Here is a 19,457-nt window from a genome sequence, read left to right on the forward strand (position 1 = left end):
AGCGATCTACTCGTCGGCGTCCTTCTTCCGCAGCAGATCCGTCGCCAGATCCGACAGCTTCGGCGGCGGCAGGGCCGCGAACGGCAGCGGCCGCGTCACATCGATCGCGGCCAATCCCAGCCGCGCGGTCAGCAGCCCGTTCAGCACGCCTTCACCCAGGCGCTGCGACAGCTTCGCCGCGATGCCGTGGCCGAGCATCTGCTGCACCAGGCTGTCGCTCGCGGCCATGCCGCCGGTGATGGCGAGATGAGCGATGACGTGGCGAAGCAGGCGGATCATGCCGAGCGCGCCGGGACGACCGCCATAGAGATAAGCGAGCTGGCGGATCAGGCGCAGTGCCGCCACGAACACGAACAGCACGTCGATGGCGGCGCGCGGGCTCACCGCCGTCACGATCGAGACCTTTTGCGCGGCCGACGACACCAGCCGCCGCGCCTCGGCGTCCAGCGGCGACATCAGCTCGCGCTCGGCGAGGCGGATCATGTCGGCGCCGTCGATGATCTCGCCGGCATGGCTCTCCAGCGTGGCGCGGGCGCGGGCCAGCTGCGGGTTCTGGTGCGCGATCTTGAGCAGGTCCTGGACGATGACCCGGCTCTCCTTGCGATCGTCGCTGGCCAGCACGGAAGCTGCGCGCTGGTGCAGCTTCTCGATGGTCGCAAGACGCGCGAGACCGAACGCCTCGCGCCCGATCACCACCGCAAGCGCCAGCGCGGTGACGGCGGCGAAGGCAAGTCCAACGAAGCCGAGCGTCTGGCTGCGCGCGAACAGATCCTCGACCAGATGGACCACGCCGAGCCCGGTGCCGAGCAGCGTCAATCCGGCGAGCCCCGACCAGAACAGAGTGCCCCAGGGAAAGCCGCGCCGCGCCGGGACTGCGGCTTGCACCGGCACCGGCAGCATCGCCGGGTCGGGCTCCGGCGTGATCTGGATGGTGGCGCGACCGAGACGGCCGGTCTCGTCGGCCTCGGCGACGACGACGCCGGGATCGTCGAGCCGGAACGTCGCCGGCCGCCGTGGCTTGGATCGCTCGGTCATGACAGCTTGTCTCCGATCAGGAACTGCAAGGCACGGTCGAGGCGGATGTGTGGCAGCGTCGGCTCGTCGGCACCCTCGCGCTCGAGCTTCGGCGGGCGGAAGCGCAGGAAGCGGAAATCGCTGTTCCCGGCCGCCTCCGACGCGAGCCCGCGGAACGCATCCGTCCCATTGAACAGCGGTTCGGGATCGAGCGGCAGATCGCCCGGAAAGGTCGCAACCTCGGTGTTGCCGTCGAAGAACTCGCCGCCGGCGCTTTCGCCCGCGGCAGGTGTTCCCAGGATCGACGGCAACTTGTCGCGGCCGTGCGCCACCTGTGCTTCGCGCGTGGCGCGCACGGCGGCGAGCGCGACGACGTCGATCGCCGCGCCGGTGTTTTCCGCGCGCGCGACCGCGCGCGAGACGGCGCGGCGCAGCACCGCCTCGAGCCGGTCGTGGCTGGAATGATGCAGATGATCCGCCTTGGTCGCCGCGAACAGGATGCGGTCGATGCGCGGCCGGAACAGGCTGGAGAGGATCGTGCTGCGGCCGGTGTTGAAGCAGTCGAGAATGCCGGCGAGCGCGGCTTCGAGATCGTGCAGCGCCTCGGGGCCGGAGTTGAACGCGGCGAGCGCATCGGCCAGCACAATCTGACGGTCGAGCCGCGCGAAATGATCGCGGAAGAACGGCCGCACCACGACGTCCTTGTAAGCTTCGAAGCGCCGCACCATCATCGCCCACAGCGATCCCTCACCCGCCTGCCCGCCCGCAGGCACGTCCAGCGGCGCAAAGGTCAGCGCCGGCGTATCGGCGAGATTGCCGGGCATCAGGAAGCGACCGGGCGGCAACAGGCTCATCGCAAACCGCTCGTTGCGGCAGGCGCGCAGATAATCGGTGAAGAGCTTTGCGGCCGTCAGCGTCGCCTGCTCGTCCTCGCGCGCTTCGGGCTTGAGCGTCGCGAGATGACTGTGCCACTCGGCCGCGAGATGCGCGCGCGGCGCCTCGCGCGACAGCGCCAGGCTCTCCGCCGACCATTGCTCGTAGCTCTTGTGGAGCAGCGGCAGGTCCAGCAGCCATTCGCCGGGATAGTCGACGATGTCGAGCGTCAGCGTGCGGTCGGCGCCGTTCGGGCGCTGGTAGTCGATCACGAGCCTGAGCTCGCTGATATCCACGGTCGAGCTCGGCCAGCGCCGTTCCTCCATCAGCGCGCGCAGATGGCTCTCATATGCAAAGCGCGGCACGGCATCGTCCGGCTGCGGCGCCAGGTGCGCCCGCGCGATCCGGCCCGAGGCGTAGGCCTCGAACACCGGAAACCTGCCGCCACGCGTCAGTCCATGGATCAGCGCGGTGATGAATACGGTCTTACCGGCGCGCGACAGACCGGTGACACCAAGCCGCACCGTCGGGTTGAAGAAGTGCTCGCCGAAGTCGATCAGCGCCCGCGCCGACAGCCGCGCTTCCTCGACCATATCCTGGAAACTGAATGCCATATGAACGTGAGGGGATCTCGGGCGAGGGATACGCAAAACGGATTAGTCACAAAAGTGGCAATTGCCTGAAGAAATTCAAGCTTTCATACTTCCACCGCCTTTCTCGGCAAATCAGCCGTTTGAACGACCCGCCGGTCCTGAAACACCCATCTAGAGGGCATTGCCTCGAGCCTTTGCGGATTGCCATGACCGTCTTCCAGTTGAAGCAGCTTGCATCCTCTTCCGTCCACGCCGCAGCCGACGCGATCGGCTGGGACTACGATCGCGCCGAGCTGATCGCCGACGGCATCGTCCACGGGATCGGCGTGCTCGCGGGCATCATTGCCGCGACGGTGCTGGTGGTGCTGACGGCGGTCTATGCCGACGCCACCGACATCGTCGGCGTCTCCGTCTATGTCGCCGGCCTGCTCTCGATGCTGGTGCTGTCGGCGACCTATAATCTCTGGCCGGTCTCGCCGGCCAAATGGCTGCTGCGCCGCTTCGACCATTCCGCGATCTATCTCTTGATCGCCGCGACCTACACGCCGTTCATCCTGGAGCTGAAGGACAGCGTGTTCGCGTTGGTGCTGCTGGCCGGCGTCTGGTGCGTCGCAATCCTCGGCATCGTGCTGAAGCTGCTCTATCCCGGCCGGTTCGACCGCGTCTCGGTCGGCATCTATCTCGCGATGGGCTGGAGCGGCATGATGCTCTACGATGCCGTGGTCAGGGCGTTGCCCACGCTGGTGCTGGGCTTCATTCTTGCCGGCGGCCTGCTCTACAGCTTCGGCGTGATCTTCCACGCCTGGCGGCGGCTGCGCTTTCAGAATGCGATCTGGCACGGCTTTGTCTTGGCCGGCGCGGCATGTCATTATACCGCGGTGCTCGACCTCGTGTTGAGCTGAGAAGTTTCCGCGAAGCGGTATAAGAAGACGAGAGGAGACGTCGCATGCAGGTGACCGGCAAGGTCGTGGTCGTCACGGGCGGCGCAAACGGCATCGGCAAGGCGCTGTGCGAGGCCTTTCACAATGCGGGTGCGGCCAAGGTCGTGGTCGCGGACATGGACGCGGCCAATGCGCGAGCGGTCGCGGCCATGGTCGATGGCGCCGCGTTCAAATGCGACGTCGCGCAGGAAAAGGACATCGTCCACGTCATCGAGGAGACCGAGCGGCAGTTCGGCCCGATCGCGCTGTTCTGTTCCAACGCCGGCATCGGCGGCGGCTTCGATCCAATGTCGGAGAACGCCGGTGGCGCTTCCGACGAGCCTTGGCAGCGCAGCTGGGCGATCCACGTCATGGCGCATGTCTATGCGGCGCGGCATCTCGTCCCTCGGATGAGGGCGCGCGGCGACGGCTATTTCCTCAACACCATCTCGGCCGCGGGCCTGCTGTCGCAGGTCGGCAGCCCGGCCTATTCGACGACGAAGCACGCGGCGGTCGGTTTTGCCGAGAATCTCGCGATCTCGCACAAGGCCCACAACATCAAGGTCTCGATCCTGTGTCCGCAGGGTGTCGACACCAACATGCTGCGCTCGATTCCCAAGGGCCCGCAATCCGGCGACGGCGACCTGACGCCCGAGCAAGTGGCGAAAGACGTGCTCGCCGGCCTCGAGCAGGAGACGTTCCTGATCCTGCCGCACCCGCAAGTGCTCGGCTACATGCGCAAGAAGACCGAGAATTACGACCGCTGGATCGGCGGCATGGCCAAGATCCAGGCGAAGATGCGGGAGGAGTTCGGGAAGTGACCGTTAGGTGCTCCCACGCTAGACGCTGTCATGCCCCGCGGAGGCGGGGCATCCAGTATGCCGCCCCTGTCGGCTCAACCACAACCGTCTCAGAGTACTGGATCGCCCGCCTTCGCGGGCGATGACAACGAGCGTGTAGAAGCAGCTTCAGCAACCTCGCGCATCACACCACCGCCACCGTCTCCCCCACCCGGCTCGCGCGCAGCGCCTGCGCATAGAGCATCATGCCCTCGCACACCGTGCGCTGCTCGGCCGGCGTCAGCGCCGCCAGCGCGCCGCGGACCTGCTGCCGGCCGAACGCGTGGAGGGCCTCCAGCGTGCGCCGGCCCTTCGCCGTCAGCGACAGCAGCTTGCTGCGCGCATCCGCCTCGTCCGGCGTCTCCTTGAGCTCGCCGCAATCGATCAGCTTGCGCACCAGACGGCTGACGCTGGATTTCTCCAGCCGCAGGAAATCGCCGAGCTCGCCCGACGTCATGGGGCCACGAATGCCGATCTCCAGGATGGTGTGGACCGCCGAGGGCGGATAGCCCGAGGCCGCCACCGTGGCGTCCATGAAGCCGAGTTCGCGCACCATCAGGCGCGAGGCGGCGCGGATGTCGTCAATCAGCGAAAGCTCGGCCATGGCTTGACTCGACCCATATAGTTGTATCATACAACTATATGAGCGCAACGGCGCGCGCAAGTGTTTGGAGTGGACCATGAGCGAAGCCTTGCCGACCGGTCAGCGCATGAGCGGCAAGGTTTGCCTGATCACGGGCGGCGGCAGCGGCATCGGGCGCGCAACGGCGCTGAGGATGGCGGCCGAAGGGGCGGAAGCGATCGTCGTCGCCGGCCGGCGCGAGGCCGAGATCGAGGCCACCGCCGCCGCGTGCCGCGGGCTCGGCACGGAGGCGATCGCGCTTCAGACCGACATCACGAAGGAAGACGAGGTCGCGCGCCTCGTCGGCACAGCCGTCGGGCGCTGCGGCCGGCTCGACGTTGCCTTCAACAATGCCGGCTTCCAGGAGCGCCGCGCGCCGCTGGAGGAGCAGGGCACGGAGATCTACGACAGCGTGTTCGACACCAATGTCCGCGCGCTGTTCCTCTGCCTGCGCCATCAATTGCCGGCGATGCTGGCGCAGGGGCGCGGCAGCATCGTCGTCAACACCTCCGTCAGCGGGGTGCGCAATCCCAATCCAGGCTTTTCGCTCTACTCGGCCTCAAAGGCCGCCGCGATCTCGCTGACGCGCTCGGCGGCGATGGAGAACGCGCCGCGCGGCATTCGCATCAATGCGATCGCGCCCGGCCGCGTCGTCACAGACATGATGCTGCGCGCCGGCGTCGGCGATGTGGCGACGGTCAGCGCAGGCCTGCCGCTGCGGCGGATGGGCAGCCCGGAGGAGGTCGCCGAGGCCGTGGTGTGGCTGTCGTCGGATGCGTCGTCGTATGTCGTCGGGCATGTGCTCGCGGCCGACGGAGGTTTTTTGGCGTCGTGATGTCGTAGCCTGGATGGAGCTCAGCGCAATCCAGGGCCGACTCGCCTGTGGCAGGATTCCCGGATTACGCTGCGCTCCATCCGGGCTACGACACGGTCAATGCTTCTGCCCGTACAGCACAGGCACTGCGGAATCCACGACGACCTCAACGAGGCTCGTGCCCGCATACGCCATGCCGCGCTTCAGCGCTTCGCCCAGCTCCGCAGCCTTCGTCACCCGCACCGCACGGCAGCCCATGCCCTCGGCAAGCCGGACGAAATCGATCCCCGGCAGCTCCAGCCCCGGCACGTTGCGCACCTGCATGACCTGGCTGAACGAGCGCATCGCGCCGTAGCCGGAATTGTTGATGACCACGACGGTGAGCGGCAGCTTGCGCTGCACGGCGGTCCAGAGCGCCTGGATCGAATACATCGCCGAGCCGTCGCCGATCAGGCACACCGTGCGCTGCTTCGGCTTGCCGAGCGCCATGCCGACGGCGGCGGGCAGAGAATAGCCGAGGCCGCCGCTCGACATGGTGTAGAAACTGTCCTGGCCGCGCATCGGCAGGAATTTTTGCATCGCCGGCCGGTGCGAGGGCACTTCCTCGACAAGTGATGCATCATCCGGCATTGCCTGCGACAGCGAATGCAGCAGGAATTCGACCGGCAGCGGATCGGCGGGCTGCGGCGCCGGCGGCAGCGTGCGGCCTTTTGGCGCCGCGCGCTTGCTCTCCGGCAGCAGGTCGAGCAGCAGGCTCAGCGCCGGCTCCATCGTCGCGATGATGCTGGTGCCTGATGGCGTCACCGCGGCGGCATCCGCGTCATCCGTGATCTGGAAGATGGTCGCGCCGCGGTCGAAGATCGCGGCATGGCCCTCGACATGGAAGGTGAACACCGGCGCGCCGATGACGATGACGACATCGTGCTCGCGCAGCGCGTCGGACAGTTGCGCCGGCGAGGCATGCAGAAAGCCCGCGAATTGCGGATGCCGCTCGGGGAACGAGCAGCGTGCCGAGAACGGACTGACCCAGACGCTCGCCTTGGCCTTCTCGGCAACGCGCACCATCAGCTCCACCGCACCGGCGCGATCGATTCCGGGGCCAACGACGAGCGCAGGGTGTTTGCTTGAGGCGAGCGCCGCAACCAGCGCCTTCATCGGCTCCAGCTCAGGGCCGATCTCGCGGCTCACTTTCCGCGCCTCGACCGGCGCGCAGGCATGGGCCCAGTCGTCGATCGGGATCGACACGAAGGTCGGCCCGCACGGCGGCTGCATCGCGGTGTAATAGGCCCGAGCGATCGCGGCGGGCACGTCCTCCGGCCTTGCCGGCTCGACGCTGTATTTCACATAAGGCCGCGGAAACTCGGAGGCGCGCTCGGCATAGAGGAAGGCCTGTAAGGGCAGGATCGAGCGCGCCTGCTGGCCTGCGGTGATCACAAGCGGGGTCTGGTTGCGATGCGCGGTGTAGATGTTGCCGAGCGCATTGCCGACGCCGGCCGCCGAATGCAGATTGACGAAGCCGGCATTGCGCGTCGCCTGCGCATAGCCATCGGCCATGCCGACGGCGGAAGCTTCCTGCAGCGCCAGCACGTAGTCGATATCGTCGGGCCAGTCGCTCAGGAACGGCAGTTCGGTCGAACCAGGGTTGCCGAACACCCTGTCGATGCCGAAGGCGCGCAGAAGGTTGAGCGTCGCCTGCTTCACGGTGACGGGCTTGCTGCCGGTCTTGCCGTTCCTGGCCATGGTTTCCGTCCCTGCGTTGTTGATTGAGGGTAGCAGCCTCACCCCGTCATTGCGAGGAGCGAAGCGACGAAGCAATCCAGATTATCTCCGCGGAGGGATTCTGGATTGCTTCGCTACGCTCGCAATGACGGGAAGAAACAGTGGTGGCTCACCACACCGCCGTGCCCTTCATCGTCGGCTGCCCCTCCGCGTTCGCGGTCCACAGCTCCATGCCCGCCTCAGTCTCGTTGGCGTTGACCGAGAACTCCGTGCCTTCGAATAGCGGCTGCACGCCGCGATACGAAAACTTCTTCGGCGCCTTGCCGCCGCGAAGCTTGGCCGCCATCTCGACGATCAGCGCCGCCTGCAGCGGGCCGTGGAAGATCAGGCCCGGATAGCCCTCGACCTCAGTGACGTAGTCGCGGTCGTAATGGATGCGGTGGCCGTTGAAGGTCAGCGCGGAGTAGCGGAACAGCAGCACGGGATCGGACACATGCGTTTCGCGATGCTGCGCCTGCGGCGGCGGAGGCGACGCCTTGCCGCCAGCCGGCGCGCCGCCGGTCATCTCGCGATAGACGATGTCCTGCCTCTCGCGGATCGCCGTGCCCCTCGGCGAGGAGATGCTATGCTCGACCGAGACGAAGCACAGCGTGCCGGTCGATCCTGATTTCACCTGCACGTCGGCAATGCGCGAAGTCCGCGTCGATTCATCGCCGACGCGCAAGGGCTGCAAGAACTCGATCTCGCCGCCGGCCCACATCCGGCGCGGCAGCGGCACCGGCGGCAGGAAGCCGCCGCGGGTCGGGTGGCCGTCGGGCCCGAGCATCGACATCGGGAACACCGGCTGCGCCAGGCACCAATGCACCGTGAACGGCGCAGCATCGCCCGTCTTGGGCTCGCCGACCTCCTGGAACAATGTCGCGCGCAGGCCCTTCACGAGCTGCGCGGTGACGATGTCGGTGGCCTCCTGGCTGCGCCCAATCCATTGCCTGAGATGATCGATGTCGAGCTTCTCGGTCATGACGCCTCGCTCTCTTTATTTGGACTGGGGACGCTCGCCGATGGCGGGCACGGCGCCGTAGCTGCGCGTCTCGCCGACGATGATCGGCGCCGGCGCGGGATAGCTGACGCGTCCGTTCGGCGTGTCGACATCGATGCGGCGCAGATGCGGATGGTTGGCGAGGTCGGCCATGGTATTGACCTCCGCGAAGGCGATGTCCGCGTCCGACAGCCGCTTCAGGAGCTCGCCGCGCGTCATCTTGCCGAAGATGTCGGCCACCGTCGTGTCGGTAAAGTCGCGGTTGCGCACGCGCTCGACCATGTTGGCGACGCGGGGATCGGCCGGCAGGTCCGGCTGATCCAGCACCTTCGCGCACAGGGTCTTCCACTCGCGCTCGCTCTGGATCGAGATCAGGATGTCCTTGCCGTCCTTGGAGGTGAACACACCGTAGGGCGCGATCGAGGGATGGCGCAGGCCCATGCGCTTGGGCGGATTGCCGGCTTCGGCATTGAGCAGCGGCACGGTGCACCAGTCCGCCATCACGTCGAACATGGAGATGCGGATGTCGGCGCCCTTGCCGGTGCGCCCGCGCGCGATCAGCGCCTCCAGGATCGCCGCATGCGCGGTGGCGCCGGTTGCGACGTCGACGATCGACATGCCGACGCGCGAGGCGCCGTCGGGATTGCCGGTGATCGAGGCGAGCCCGCTCTCGGCCTGGATCAGGAGATCATAGGCCTTGCGGTGGGCGTAGGGACCTTCGTCACCATAACCGGTGATGGTGCACGAGATCAGCTTGGGATAGTCCTTCAAGAGCCGCTCGCGCGAGAAGCCGAGCTTGTCCATCGAGCCGGGTTTCAGGTTCTGGATCAGCACGTCGGCACTCGCGATCAGCTTCTCCAGCTCGGCGCGGCCTTCCTTCGTGGTGAGATCGACCACCGCCGATTGCTTGCCGCGATTGAGCCAGACGAAATAGCTGCTCTGGCCCTTGGCCGCCGCGTCATAGCCGCGGGCGAAATCGCCCTCGGGCCGCTCGATCTTGATCACCTCCGCGCCGGCATCCGCCAGGCGCGAGGAGCAGAACGGCGCCGCCACCGCCTGCTCGACCGCAATCACCCTGATCCCGTCCAATGCTCCCATGGCCGCCACCTCAGTACGAGCGCGGCATGCCGAGCACGTGCTCGGCGACGAAGGACAGCACGAGGTTGGTCGAGATCGGCGCCACCTGGTAGAGCCGCGTCTCGCGGAACTTGCGCTCGACGTCGTATTCCTCGGCAAAGCCGAACCCGCCATGGGTCTGGATGCAGGCGTTCGCCGCTTCCCAGGACGCATCCGCCGCCAGCATCTTGGCCATGTTGGCCTCCGCGCCGCAATCGAGCCCGGCCTCGTATTTGCGCGTGGCTTCCTTCACCATCAGCTCGGCCGCGCGCATCGAGGCGTAGGCTTTTGCGATCGGAAACTGGATGCCTTGATTCTGGCCGATCGGCCGGCCGAACACGGCGCGCTCCTTGGCGTAGTTCGTCGCCTTCGCGATGAACCACTTTGCGTCGCCGACGCATTCGGCCGCGATCAGGATGCGCTCGGCATTCATGCCGGAGAGGATGTAGCGAAAGCCCTTGCCTTCCTCGCCGATCAGATTCTCCGCCGGCACCCTCATGTCGGTGAAGAACACTTCGGTGGTGGCGTGGTTCATCATGGTGCGGATCGGGCGGATCTCGAGACCGTTGTTCTTGGCCTCGCGCATGTCGACGATGAACACCGACAAGCCATCGGTGCGCTTCTTGACCTGGTCCTTCGGGGTGGTGCGCGCCAGCAGCACCATCAGATCGGAATGCTCGGCGCGGCTGGTCCAGATCTTCTGGCCGTTGACGATGTAGCTGTCGTTGCCGTCCTTGCGCGCGAACGTCTTCAGCGAGGAGGTGTCGGTGCCGCTGGTCGGCTCGGTGACGCCGAACGCCTGCAGGCGCAACTCGCCGCTCGCGATCTTCGGCAGGTACTTTGCCTTCTGCTCGGCATTGCCGTGCCTGAGCACCGTGCCCATCGTGTACATCTGGGCGTGGCAGCCGCCGCCGTTGCAGCCGGCGCGCTGGATCTCTTCCAGGATCGCGGCGGCCGCCGACAGCTTCAGGCCCGCGCCGCCGTATTCCTCGGGAATCAGCACCGAGAGATAGCCGGCCTCGGTCAGCGCATCGACGAACGCCTTGGGGTAGGCCATCTCGCGGTCGAGCTTGCGCCAATATTCGCCGGGGAACTGGGCGCAGAGCTTGGCTATGGCCTCGCGGATGTCGGCGTAATCTTCGGCGTGGTGTTCTTGACTCATGGCGTTTCCAATTCTCAGCGGCAGTTAAAGATAACGCCGGCCAACCCACGGGCGTTGTGAAAACAATGCCCGCCCCCTATGCTCATTTGTTATAGCGTATGGAGTAGCCTTCCAGGATTGGCAAGCATGGATTTCCGGCAGCTCAGGACCTTCAGTTGCGTGGCGGAGCTCGGCAGCCTGTCCAAGGCCTCCGACACCTTGCGCGTGGCGCAGCCGGCGCTCTCCCGGCAGATCAAGCTCCTGGAACACGAGCTGCGCACCGAACTCTTCACGCGCAACGGCCGCGGCATGGTGCTGACCGAGGCCGGCCGCCTGCTGCTCGCACGCACCTCCGGCATCGTGCGGCAGATCGACCAGATCCGCGACGACATCCAGTCGGCCAAGGGGCCGCCGTCCGGCCAGGTCGTGCTCGGCCTGGTTCCGACCGTGAGCTGCGTGCTGTCGGCGCGCTTTGCACGGCGCTGTGTCGAAAAATTTCCCGGCATCTCGCTGCGCATCGTCGAGAGCTACAGCGGGCATCTGGTCGAATGGCTGCATCGCGGCGAGATGGATCTCGCCATCCTCTACGGCCGCTCGGCCGACCTGCATCTGAACGTGCAGAGCCTGGGGCGCGACAACATCGTCGCGGTAGGTCCGCGCGGCTGCGGCTTGGCGCGCAAGAAGAGCGTCGACATCGGCTGGCTGCTGCGGCAACGCCTGGTGCTGCCCTCTCATTCCCACGGCCTCCGCGCGCTGATCGAGCACGCCGCGGCCCAGCGCAAGATCAAGCTCGACGTCCAACTGGAGGCGGATTCGTTTCGCGTGCTGACGAGCCTGGTCGAGGAGGGCCTCGGCTTCGCGCTGCTGCCGCCGTCCTCTGTCCACGACGAGGTCGCGGACGGGCGGCTGGAAACCGCCCCCGTATCCAAGCCGATGACGCGCGAGCTCATCTTTGCCTCTCCAATCGACCGCCCGGCCTCGACGGCCTCGCTCGCCATCACCGCGCTGCTGCGCGAGGAGGTCGCCGCCTGCCGCAAGGACGGCGTGTGGGACATCAAGCTGAGTTAGATGGCGTGTGGTAGAACAGCCGCGCGCGGTCGTGCCTTCGCATCTGGCGCGAGCTGTCATGCCGGAATTTTATAGCTGGGGAGTGCCGTGCCTGCCGGTGCGGGCGTGACGAGCAGGTGTGTCCAGGACACCGTCATTGCGAGCGCAGCGAAGCAATCCAGAAATCCCTCCGCGGTGACAGTCTGGATTGCTTCGTCGCTTCGCTCCTCGCAATGACGGTAGGAGAGAGCTCAGCCCGGAATCCGCACCGGCAGCGTCTCATATCCCTTGATGAAGCTCGAATAGATCCGCTTGGGCTCGCCGACCACCTCGATGCGGTCGAAGCGCTTCAGCATCTCCTCCCAGACGATCTTGAGCTGCAGCTCGGCGAGGCGCATGCCGACGCAGCGGTGGATGCCGAAGCCGAAGGAGAGGTGCGTGCGCGGGCGGGGGCGGTCGATGATGAACTCGTCCGGCTTGTCGAACATCTCCTCGTCGCGATTGCCGGAGACGTACCACATCACGACCCGGTCGCCCTTCCTGATGTGCTTGCCGCCGATCTCGGTGTCCTGGAGCGCAGTACGCCGCATATGCGCCAGCGGCGTCTGCCAGCGGATCACCTCCGGCACCATGGAATCGATCAGCTCCGGATTGGCGCGCAGCTTGTCGTATTGCTCCGGGTTCTCGTTCAGCGCCAGCACCGAGCCGGTCATGGTGTTGCGCGTGGTGTCGTTGCCGCCGACGATGAGCAGGATGATGTTGCCCATGAGGTTGTCGGGGTCCATGTGGCGCGTCGCCTCGTTGTGGGCCATCAGCGACAACAGATCGTTGCGCGGCGCGGAGTTGACACGCTCGTTCCAGAGCTTGGACATGTAGGCGTAGCACTCGTCCATCTCGCGGCGGCGCTCTTCGGCGCTGGCGACGATGCCGCTCTTGGGCAGCGCGATGGAAACGTCGGACCAGCGCGTCAACTTGCGCCGCTCCTCCCAGGGGAAGTCGAACAGGGTCGCCAGCATCTGCGTGGTCAGCTCGATGGAGACGCGCTCGACGAAGTTGAACGTCTCGTTGCGCGGCAGATTGTCCAGCACGGTCTGCGAGCGCTGGCGGATCAGCTTTGCCAGCTCGTCCAGGTGTGTCGGCGTGAACATCGGCGACACCGTCTTGCGCTGCGCCGAATGCCGGGGCTGGTCCATCGCGATGAAGCTCGGATAGTCGTAGCCTTCCGGCACGTCGCGGATCGAGATGCCGCCGAGCTTGGAATCCGAGGAGAAGATGCCGTGATTGGTGTCGACATGCATGATGTCGTTGTACTTCACCACCGACCAATACGGCTCGATCGGCGCATTGGTGCAGTAATGCACCGGCTCTTCCTTACGCAGCCGCTCGAACCAGGGCCACAGCGTGTCGTCCTGGAACAGCCGGGGCGCGCCGGGGTGGAATTGCGACAACGGCGTCGCATAGGCCTCGTCGCGCGCCTTCCGCATGCGTTCGGCCTTGTCCACTTTAACCGGCGCTTGGATGTTCATGATCGTGGCTCCGTTGCGTTCGACTCACGCAGCAATCTTCACCGGCAGCGTTTCGATACCCTTTACAAAACTCGAATAGACCCGAGTGGGTTCGCCGACCACATCAATATGGCCGTACCGCTTGAGAATTTCCTCCCAAATAATCTTGAGCTGGAGCTCGGCGAGCCGCAGGCCGACGCAGCGATGGATGCCGAAGCCGAAGGACAGGTGCGTACGCGGGCGGGCGCGGTCGATGATGAACTCGTAGGGCCTGTCGATCACGTCCTCGTCGCGGTTGCCCGAGACGTACCACATCACGACCTTGTCACCCTTCTTGATCTGCTTGCCGCGGAACTCGAAATCGGACAGCGCCGTGCGGCGCATATGCGCGAGCGGCGTCTGCCAGCGGATCACCTCCGGCACGAAACTGTCGAGCAGGTCAGGGTTCTCGCGCAGCTTGCGATATTGCTCCGGATTCTGGCTCAGCGCGAGAAGCGAGCCCGACATGGTGTTGCGCGTGGTGTCGTTGCCGCCGACGATCAGGAGGATGAGATTGCCGAGGAAGTTCTTCGCATCCATGTCGCGCGTAGCAGTGCCATGCGCCATCATCGACAATAGGTCGCTCTTCGGCGGCTGTTCGATGCGCTCCTTCCACAGCCTCGAGAAATAGGCCGCGCATTCGGCGAGTTCGGCCATCCGCTCGTCCTCGGTGGCGACGAGACCGTCCGGGCCGGGAATCGTGGTGGCGACGTCGGACCAGCGCGTCAGCTTGCGGCGATCCTCCCAGGGGAAGTCGAACAGCACCGCCAGCATCTGCGTCGTGAGCTCGATCGAGACGCGATCGACCCAGTCGAACACCTCGCCACGGGGAAGATTGTCCAGGCGCTCGGCCGAGCGCTTGCGGATGTTGATGGCGAGATTGTCCAGGTGTGTCGGCGTGAACATCGGCGCCACGGTCTTGCGCTGGGCGGCATGGCGCGGCGGGTCCATCGAGATGAAACTCTCACGGCGCAGATCCGGATCGATGTCGCGGATGGTGATGCCGCCGAGCGCGGAGGCCGAGGAGAACACCGCATGGTTGGTCTCGATCTCCATGATGTCGTTGTAGCGCGTCACCGACCAGTACGGCCCGAACATCGAGTCCTTGCAGTAATGCACGGGATCCTCGCGGCGCAGCCGGTCGAAATAGGGCCAGAACGTATCGGTTCTGAACAATTCGGGGTCGCCGGGATCGAACTGCTCCAGCGGCAGCGACATGGCGCGCTCGCGCAAGGCGTCGAGCTTGGCCGCGCTTTCGATGGTCCCATGCATGACCGTTCTCCCTGGATATGAACCGCGCGTCGTTGAATTCTGCGCTGCGGTATTTGATTTGCAATTACAGCCGGTTGTCTGCGCCGGGGCAAGGGAGAGTTTTGCCACATCCAGCCTTCACGAGCGCGTTGCACGATCGTCACGACGCCACGCGAACGTGACCTCCCGCACGCCGAACGACAGAGAATCGTGCGAGAAACCCGCTGGAATCGAGCTAAATCGAACCCGCTCATCTTGGGGATCGACTAACCTCTGATCTATAGTTTGGCCGGAACAGATCCGCATCCCGAGGTTGCCGCCGTGAACGACATGCAATGGACCCCGATCGGGTCCGAACCCTTGCCCCCGCCGCTGCCGGCGACGCGGGTCGATTTCTCCGGCAGCCGCTCCGAGTTCCGCAAAATGGTCACCAAGGGTGCCATGCTCGAGCTCGTGACCTTCGGCTTCTACCGGTTTTGGCTCGTCACCGACATCCGCCGTCATCTGTGGACGCACACCGCGATCGATGGCGATGCGGCCGAATACACCGGACGGGCCAAGGAGCTCCTGGTCGGCTTCCTGTTCGCGCTCGCGATCCTGTTGCCGATCTATCTCGCCTATTTTCTCATTGGCATCGAGTTCGAGCGCTGGCAGGCCTTTGCCTCGACGCCGCTATTCATCGCCTTCTACGCCTTCGGCCAGTTCGCGATTTTTCGCGCGCGGCGCTACCGCCTGACCCGCACGGTCTGGCGCGGCGTCCGCTTCTGGATGGACGGCTCCGGCTGGGCTTACGCGTTTCGCGCCATGCTATGGGGCTTGCTGGTGCTCCTGACGCTCGGTCTCGCGCTGCCCTGGCGCGCGGCGGCGCTCGAACGCTACAAGATGCGGCACACCCATTACGGCGATCTCCGCGGCGATTTCGACGCCGACGGCTGGACCTTCTTCAAGCGCGGCTGGTGGCTCTGGCTGCTCAGCCCGATCGCGCTGATCATCTTCCCGCTCGCACCGTTCTTCTATGCCGAGTTCAAGGCGCGCGAATGGCGCTGGTGGCTCGACGGCATCCGCATCGGTGGCGTCAGCCTGTCCTCGGAATTGCCTCATGATGCCTTCTACGGCCTGTATTGGAAAGTGATCGGCTGGTGGATGCTGCTCACGGTCGCGTTCGCAGCCTATATGGGCGGCAGCGCCTTCCTGGTCGTCTCGCTCACCGGCGTTTCCGCCGAGGAGATCTTCGCCGGCGACAATGCGACGAAGAGCATCCCGATGGTGGCGATGATGGTGATCGGCTATTTCGCGCTCGCTCTTGCCATCAACATCGTCATGCGGGTCTATCTTCAACGCGATCTTTGGGCCAAGGTGCTGGAGACCGTCGAGGTGCACGACATCGCGGCCGCGGCGGACGTACGCGGCAGCGGTCAGCTTGCCGGCGCGCTCGGCGAAGGCTTTGCCGATGGACTGGATGTTGCAGGATTTTGAGCCTTGAGTGATGTGTTCGCCGATACCCCTGTGCAGTCCGGCAAGCCGACAATCTTCTTCGACGGCGTGTCCAGCCGCAGGCGGCAGGTGACGCTGATCCTCGGCGATGCGCTCGAGATCCACGAAGAGGGCGGAACGCTCCTTCATTGGCCCTATGCCGACATTCGCCGTGCCGACAGTCCGCCCGGAATCCTGCGCCTGGCTGCGACGTCCGCACCGCCTCTGGCGCGGCTGGAGATCCGCGATGCCGCGCTTGCCGCGGAGGTGGCGGCCCGCTGCACGCGGCTCGACGAGCACCGGACGACGCGCAGCGGCGTCGCGAAAATCGTGGGCTGGTCGGTTGCCGCCGCCGTCTCCATCGTCTGCGTCGTCCTGTTCGGCGTTCCGCTCGCCGCCGACCGGCTCGCGCCGCTGGTGCCGAAGCCCGTGGAACGGCGCATCGGCGATGCCGCCGAAGTGCAGATGAAGACCATCTTCGGCCGCGGCGTGTGCGAAGACCCCGCGGGCAAGGCCGCGTTCACGAAGCTCGTCAACCGCCTGCGCGATGCGGCCGGCCTCGACGACACAATGACGGCCGGCGTGCTGCCGAGCTCGATACCGAATGCCTTCGCGCTGCCCGGCGGCAAGGTGTTCGTGCTGAAGGGCCTGCTCGACAAGGCCGAAAGTCCCGACGAGCTCGCCGGCATCCTCGCCCACGAGCTCGGCCATCTCAAGCATTACGACAACATGCGCGGCCTGATCTACAACGGCGGCACCTCGTTCCTGATCGGCCTCTTGTTCGGCGACATCACCGGCTCCTCGGCCGTGATCTTCGCCTCGCGCAGCCTGGTCGAAGCGTCCTATTCGCGCGAAGCCGAGACCGGCGCCGACACTTTCGCGATCGAGATCATGCATGCGCTCGGCCGGTCGCCGAAGCCCGCGGCCCAGCTGATGTTCCGCATCACCGGCAAAGAGGGCGGCTCCGGCCTGACGAATATCCTCGCCAGCCATCCGCTGACCGAGGACCGCCTCGCGCGCATGACGAAGGAGGACCGGCCCGCCAGCGGCCCGCCGCTGCTGACCGACAAGGAGTGGCAGGCACTGAAGGGCATTTGCGGCAGCGGGAAGGTGTGACGGCCCGCTCCTAGCGCATCACTTCGCCGGCGCAGCAGGTGGATTCGATCCGGTGGTGACGTTCGGCGCCGTGTTCGGATTCGAGGTCGTGGTCTGGGGACCGAACTCGCGACCATTGTAGAAGAAGACGGCCGCGACCACGGCGATCACGAAGATCGCGCCGACCGCCCAGCCCACCGGGCTGTTGCGGCGCGCACGGTCAGTCCTGGGGTCATCATTCTGATAGGTCATCGTGCTCTCCCTGTTGGTGCAGGAGAACCTCGCGCGGTGGAAGCTGTTCCTAAAACGCGCCCAGCACTTACCGCGTTCCGTAGGCGCGGTCGCCGGCATCGCCGAGGCCAGGCAGGATGAACCCGTTGTCGTCGAGCCCTTCATCCACGGCGGCCGTCCAGATCGGCACGTCCGGATGCAATCCGCGCAGCCGTTCGAGCCCCTCCGGGGCGGCGATCAGGCAGGCGAGGCGGATGTCCCTGGCGCCGCGCTCCTTCAGCCGGTCGATGGCGGCGACGGCGGTGTTGGCGGTGGCGACCACCGGCGTCACCACGATGGCGAGGCGCTCGCTGAGGTCAGACGGCGATTTGAAGAAATACTCCACCGCGGCAAAGCTGTGCGGCTCGCGGTAGAGCCCGATATGGGCGACGCGCGCGGTCGGCACCAGATCCATCATGCCGTCGACGAAGGTGGTGCCTGCGCGCAGCATCGGCACGAATACCAGCTTCTTGCCGGCGATCTTGGCCGAGTGCATCGTCGCCAGCGGCGTCTCGATCACGGTGTCGGTGAGCGGCAGGTCGCGCGTCACCTCGTAGCACAGCAGCATGCCGATCTCCTTGATCAGCTCGCGGAACGACTTGGTCGAGATGGACTTGTCCCGCACCAGCGTCAGCTTGTGCTGCACCAGCGGATGATCGACGATCGTGACGCCTTCCATGATGAGATGCTCTTGCTTTTCCCTTCTCCCCTTGTGGGAGAAGGTGGCGCGAAGCGCCGGATGAGGGGTATCTCTCCGCGAACTCCAACTGAGAGATGTGCCCGCGGCGACAACCCCTCACCCGGCTTCGCTTCGCGAAGCCACCCTCTCCCACAAGGGGAGAGGGTTTAAAACACCGTGCCGTCGCTGATCACCTTGAGCGGCGGCGATCCATCGGGACGGCGTGCAAATGCGATGGCGCGGCCCGCCGCCCACGTGCCGCCTTCGAGGATGCTCGCAAGCGGCAAGGTCCGAGGGGTGCGGCCGAGCTTGGCGCGAATGCGCTCCGCCAACCTGTCGAGCAATGCAATTGTCAGCGCGCGCCACTCCACGACGAGCAGCGAATCCACTTCATGCGCACGCGCGGCATCGGCGGCATCGCGCAGGCGCAGCACGTCATGATCGACGAACAGACCGCCGTTGCGGTATTCGGCGAGCCCGGTCAGGCCATCGATGTCGGTCACCTCAAAGCCGGCGCGCTGCAGCGGCTCGATCAGCGAATAGCTCAGCCATTGCGACAGCTTGTGCAACGGCACGAGGCCTGCCGTGCCGTCGTCCGCCTTGATCGCCGGATGTCGCCAGCAATCGCCGAGCGGCACGCCCGCAAGCTCAAGTCGCGACGGCCAGATCGGCCCGAGCCGGTTCAGCACCGCGGACAGGATCGCGGGCGCAGCGACGGCGCCGCCGATCGCATGCGCTGCGATATGATCGAACAGCCCGCCCGGCCGCGGCGTATCGTGCAAGCCGAACACGTCCGCACGCTCCGAGACCTGCCTGCCCAGACGCCGCAGCAGGTCGGTGCGGTTCTCCAGGCCGAGCAGCGGATTGGCCTCGGTCACCTGAAAGGCGGAGGTGAGTGAGCCAAGAGGCAGTCTTTCAAGCACCTCCGCATCGGCCCTGAACGGCGCACGCGCATCGCGCGAAAACAGCCCGCTCGCGAACATGTCGAGGCTCGCGATCGCGAGCCCTTCCGATCGCCCTACGTCTGCTCCCGTCACGCTGTCGCGATAGCGCCAAGCTGCGCCGGCGCCGGCATCGAGCAGCACGCTGACGATGGCGAGGTCGAACTCGGCGCGCGCTTGCGCCGTGCGATCCGGCCAGGACGCAGCATCGGCAAGCCGGGCCCAGCGGTCGACGCCGCCGAGCACGAAGTGCCGCCAGCGCGCATGAAAGGGAATGTCGAGCGTCGGATAGGCTTTACGGGTCACCGCGAGCACGGCATCGGCAACGCCATCGATGCGGTCGAGATCGACCGTGAAATGGGTGAGCCCGCCGGCAAGGCCGAGCTCGAGCATCTGCCCGGCGCGCGCGCGCACCGCCTTTGCGGTGAGCAGCGCGCGTGCCTGCGATTCCAAAGCGTCCGCCATCG

18 protein-coding genes are annotated in these 19,457 nt (G+C 65.9%); 6 read left to right on the forward strand and 12 right to left on the reverse strand.

What is annotated here, in order from left to right; translation table 11 throughout:
- Positions 1-6 precede the first annotated feature (6 nt).
- Together I6F33_RS23010 and I6F33_RS23015 are read right to left on the reverse strand one after the other, a co-directional pair.
- The gene (locus tag I6F33_RS23010; RefSeq protein ID WP_225144223.1) at positions 7-1,035 is read right to left on the reverse strand and encodes a YcjF family protein; all 1,029 of its coding nucleotides are present in this window, start codon (positions 1,033-1,035) and stop codon (positions 7-9) included.
- Positions 1,032-2,501: a YcjX family protein gene (locus I6F33_RS23015; protein ID WP_225144224.1), complete on the reverse strand. Its 1,470-nt coding sequence runs from the start codon at positions 2,499-2,501 to the stop codon at positions 1,032-1,034. The genes I6F33_RS23010 and I6F33_RS23015 overlap by 4 nt, the downstream gene beginning before the upstream one ends.
- 185 nt (positions 2,502-2,686) lie before the next feature.
- Here I6F33_RS23015 and I6F33_RS23020 point away from each other — a divergent pair, with 185 nt between their 5' ends.
- Positions 2,687-3,382, forward strand: a complete 696-nt coding sequence (locus tag I6F33_RS23020; protein WP_036009743.1) for a hemolysin III family protein — start codon at positions 2,687-2,689, stop codon at positions 3,380-3,382.
- A gap of 44 nt (positions 3,383-3,426) precedes the next feature.
- On the forward strand, positions 3,427-4,221 hold the full coding sequence (locus I6F33_RS23025; protein ID WP_225144225.1) for an SDR family oxidoreductase: 795 nt from the start codon (positions 3,427-3,429) through the stop codon (positions 4,219-4,221).
- Positions 4,222-4,384: 163 nt separating this feature from the next.
- Here I6F33_RS23025 and I6F33_RS23030 read toward each other — a convergent pair whose 3' ends face one another.
- A complete protein-coding gene (locus I6F33_RS23030; RefSeq protein ID WP_109145220.1) occupies positions 4,385-4,843 on the reverse strand; it encodes a MarR family winged helix-turn-helix transcriptional regulator in 459 nt (152 codons plus the stop codon).
- 76 nt (positions 4,844-4,919) lie between these two features.
- Here I6F33_RS23030 and I6F33_RS23035 point away from each other — a divergent pair, with 76 nt between their 5' ends.
- Positions 4,920-5,696: an SDR family NAD(P)-dependent oxidoreductase gene (locus I6F33_RS23035; RefSeq protein WP_225113922.1), complete on the forward strand. Its 777-nt coding sequence runs from the start codon at positions 4,920-4,922 to the stop codon at positions 5,694-5,696.
- A gap of 96 nt (positions 5,697-5,792) precedes the next feature.
- Here I6F33_RS23035 and mdlC read toward each other — a convergent pair whose 3' ends face one another.
- The 4 genes from mdlC to I6F33_RS23055 form a co-directional block, all read right to left on the reverse strand.
- Positions 5,793-7,415, reverse strand: coding sequence for a benzoylformate decarboxylase (mdlC, locus tag I6F33_RS23040; protein ID WP_225144226.1), 1,623 nt, complete (start codon positions 7,413-7,415; stop codon positions 5,793-5,795).
- A 148-nt stretch (positions 7,416-7,563) separates the two neighbouring features.
- Positions 7,564-8,415, reverse strand: coding sequence for a MaoC family dehydratase N-terminal domain-containing protein (locus I6F33_RS23045; RefSeq protein WP_074447725.1), 852 nt, complete (start codon positions 8,413-8,415; stop codon positions 7,564-7,566).
- Between the two features lie 15 nt (positions 8,416-8,430).
- Positions 8,431-9,531 (reverse strand): CaiB/BaiF CoA-transferase family protein, encoded by a 1,101-nt coding sequence (locus I6F33_RS23050; RefSeq protein ID WP_225144227.1) that lies wholly within the window; start codon positions 9,529-9,531, stop codon positions 8,431-8,433.
- 10 nt (positions 9,532-9,541) lie between these two features.
- A complete protein-coding gene (locus I6F33_RS23055; protein WP_225144228.1) occupies positions 9,542-10,711 on the reverse strand; it encodes an acyl-CoA dehydrogenase family protein in 1,170 nt (389 codons plus the stop codon).
- Positions 10,712-10,837: 126 nt separating this feature from the next.
- On the opposite strand from I6F33_RS23055, the gene I6F33_RS23060 reads away from it, so the two are divergent.
- Positions 10,838-11,758, forward strand: coding sequence for a LysR substrate-binding domain-containing protein (locus I6F33_RS23060; RefSeq protein ID WP_225144229.1), 921 nt, complete (start codon positions 10,838-10,840; stop codon positions 11,756-11,758).
- 230 nt (positions 11,759-11,988) lie between these two features.
- Here the strand turns inward: I6F33_RS23060 and I6F33_RS23065 are convergent, their stop codons facing one another.
- Positions 11,989-13,263 (reverse strand): cytochrome P450, encoded by a 1,275-nt coding sequence (locus tag I6F33_RS23065; RefSeq protein ID WP_225144230.1) that lies wholly within the window; start codon positions 13,261-13,263, stop codon positions 11,989-11,991.
- A 24-nt stretch (positions 13,264-13,287) separates the two neighbouring features.
- Entirely contained in the window at positions 13,288-14,553 is a 1,266-nt protein-coding gene (locus tag I6F33_RS23070; RefSeq protein WP_225144231.1) for a cytochrome P450, read from the reverse strand.
- Between the two features lie 309 nt (positions 14,554-14,862).
- On the opposite strand from I6F33_RS23070, the gene I6F33_RS23075 reads away from it, so the two are divergent.
- Both I6F33_RS23075 and I6F33_RS23080 read left to right on the forward strand, forming a co-directional pair.
- Complete coding sequence (locus I6F33_RS23075; RefSeq protein WP_225142239.1) at positions 14,863-16,008, forward strand: DUF898 domain-containing protein; 1,146 nt, start codon at positions 14,863-14,865, stop codon at positions 16,006-16,008.
- Positions 16,009-16,011: 3 nt separating this feature from the next.
- Positions 16,012-17,121: a M48 family metallopeptidase gene (locus I6F33_RS23080; protein ID WP_225142104.1), complete on the forward strand. Its 1,110-nt coding sequence runs from the start codon at positions 16,012-16,014 to the stop codon at positions 17,119-17,121.
- An 18-nt stretch (positions 17,122-17,139) separates the two neighbouring features.
- On the opposite strand, the gene I6F33_RS23085 is transcribed toward I6F33_RS23080, so the two are convergent.
- The 3 genes from I6F33_RS23085 to I6F33_RS23095 form a co-directional block, all read right to left on the reverse strand.
- On the reverse strand, positions 17,140-17,352 hold the full coding sequence (locus tag I6F33_RS23085; RefSeq protein ID WP_036009716.1) for a hypothetical protein: 213 nt from the start codon (positions 17,350-17,352) through the stop codon (positions 17,140-17,142).
- A gap of 67 nt (positions 17,353-17,419) precedes the next feature.
- A complete protein-coding gene (gene upp, locus I6F33_RS23090) occupies positions 17,420-18,049 on the reverse strand; it encodes a uracil phosphoribosyltransferase (RefSeq protein WP_036009715.1) in 630 nt (209 codons plus the stop codon).
- A 167-nt stretch (positions 18,050-18,216) separates the two neighbouring features.
- A complete protein-coding gene (locus I6F33_RS23095) occupies positions 18,217-19,455 on the reverse strand; it encodes a URC4/urg3 family protein (protein WP_225144232.1) in 1,239 nt (412 codons plus the stop codon).
- Positions 19,456-19,457: the final 2 nt, after the last annotated feature.

This window comes from Bradyrhizobium sp. BRP20, from assembly GCF_020194215.1.
GTDB classification, from domain to species: Bacteria; Pseudomonadota; Alphaproteobacteria; order Rhizobiales; family Xanthobacteraceae; genus Bradyrhizobium; species Bradyrhizobium yuanmingense.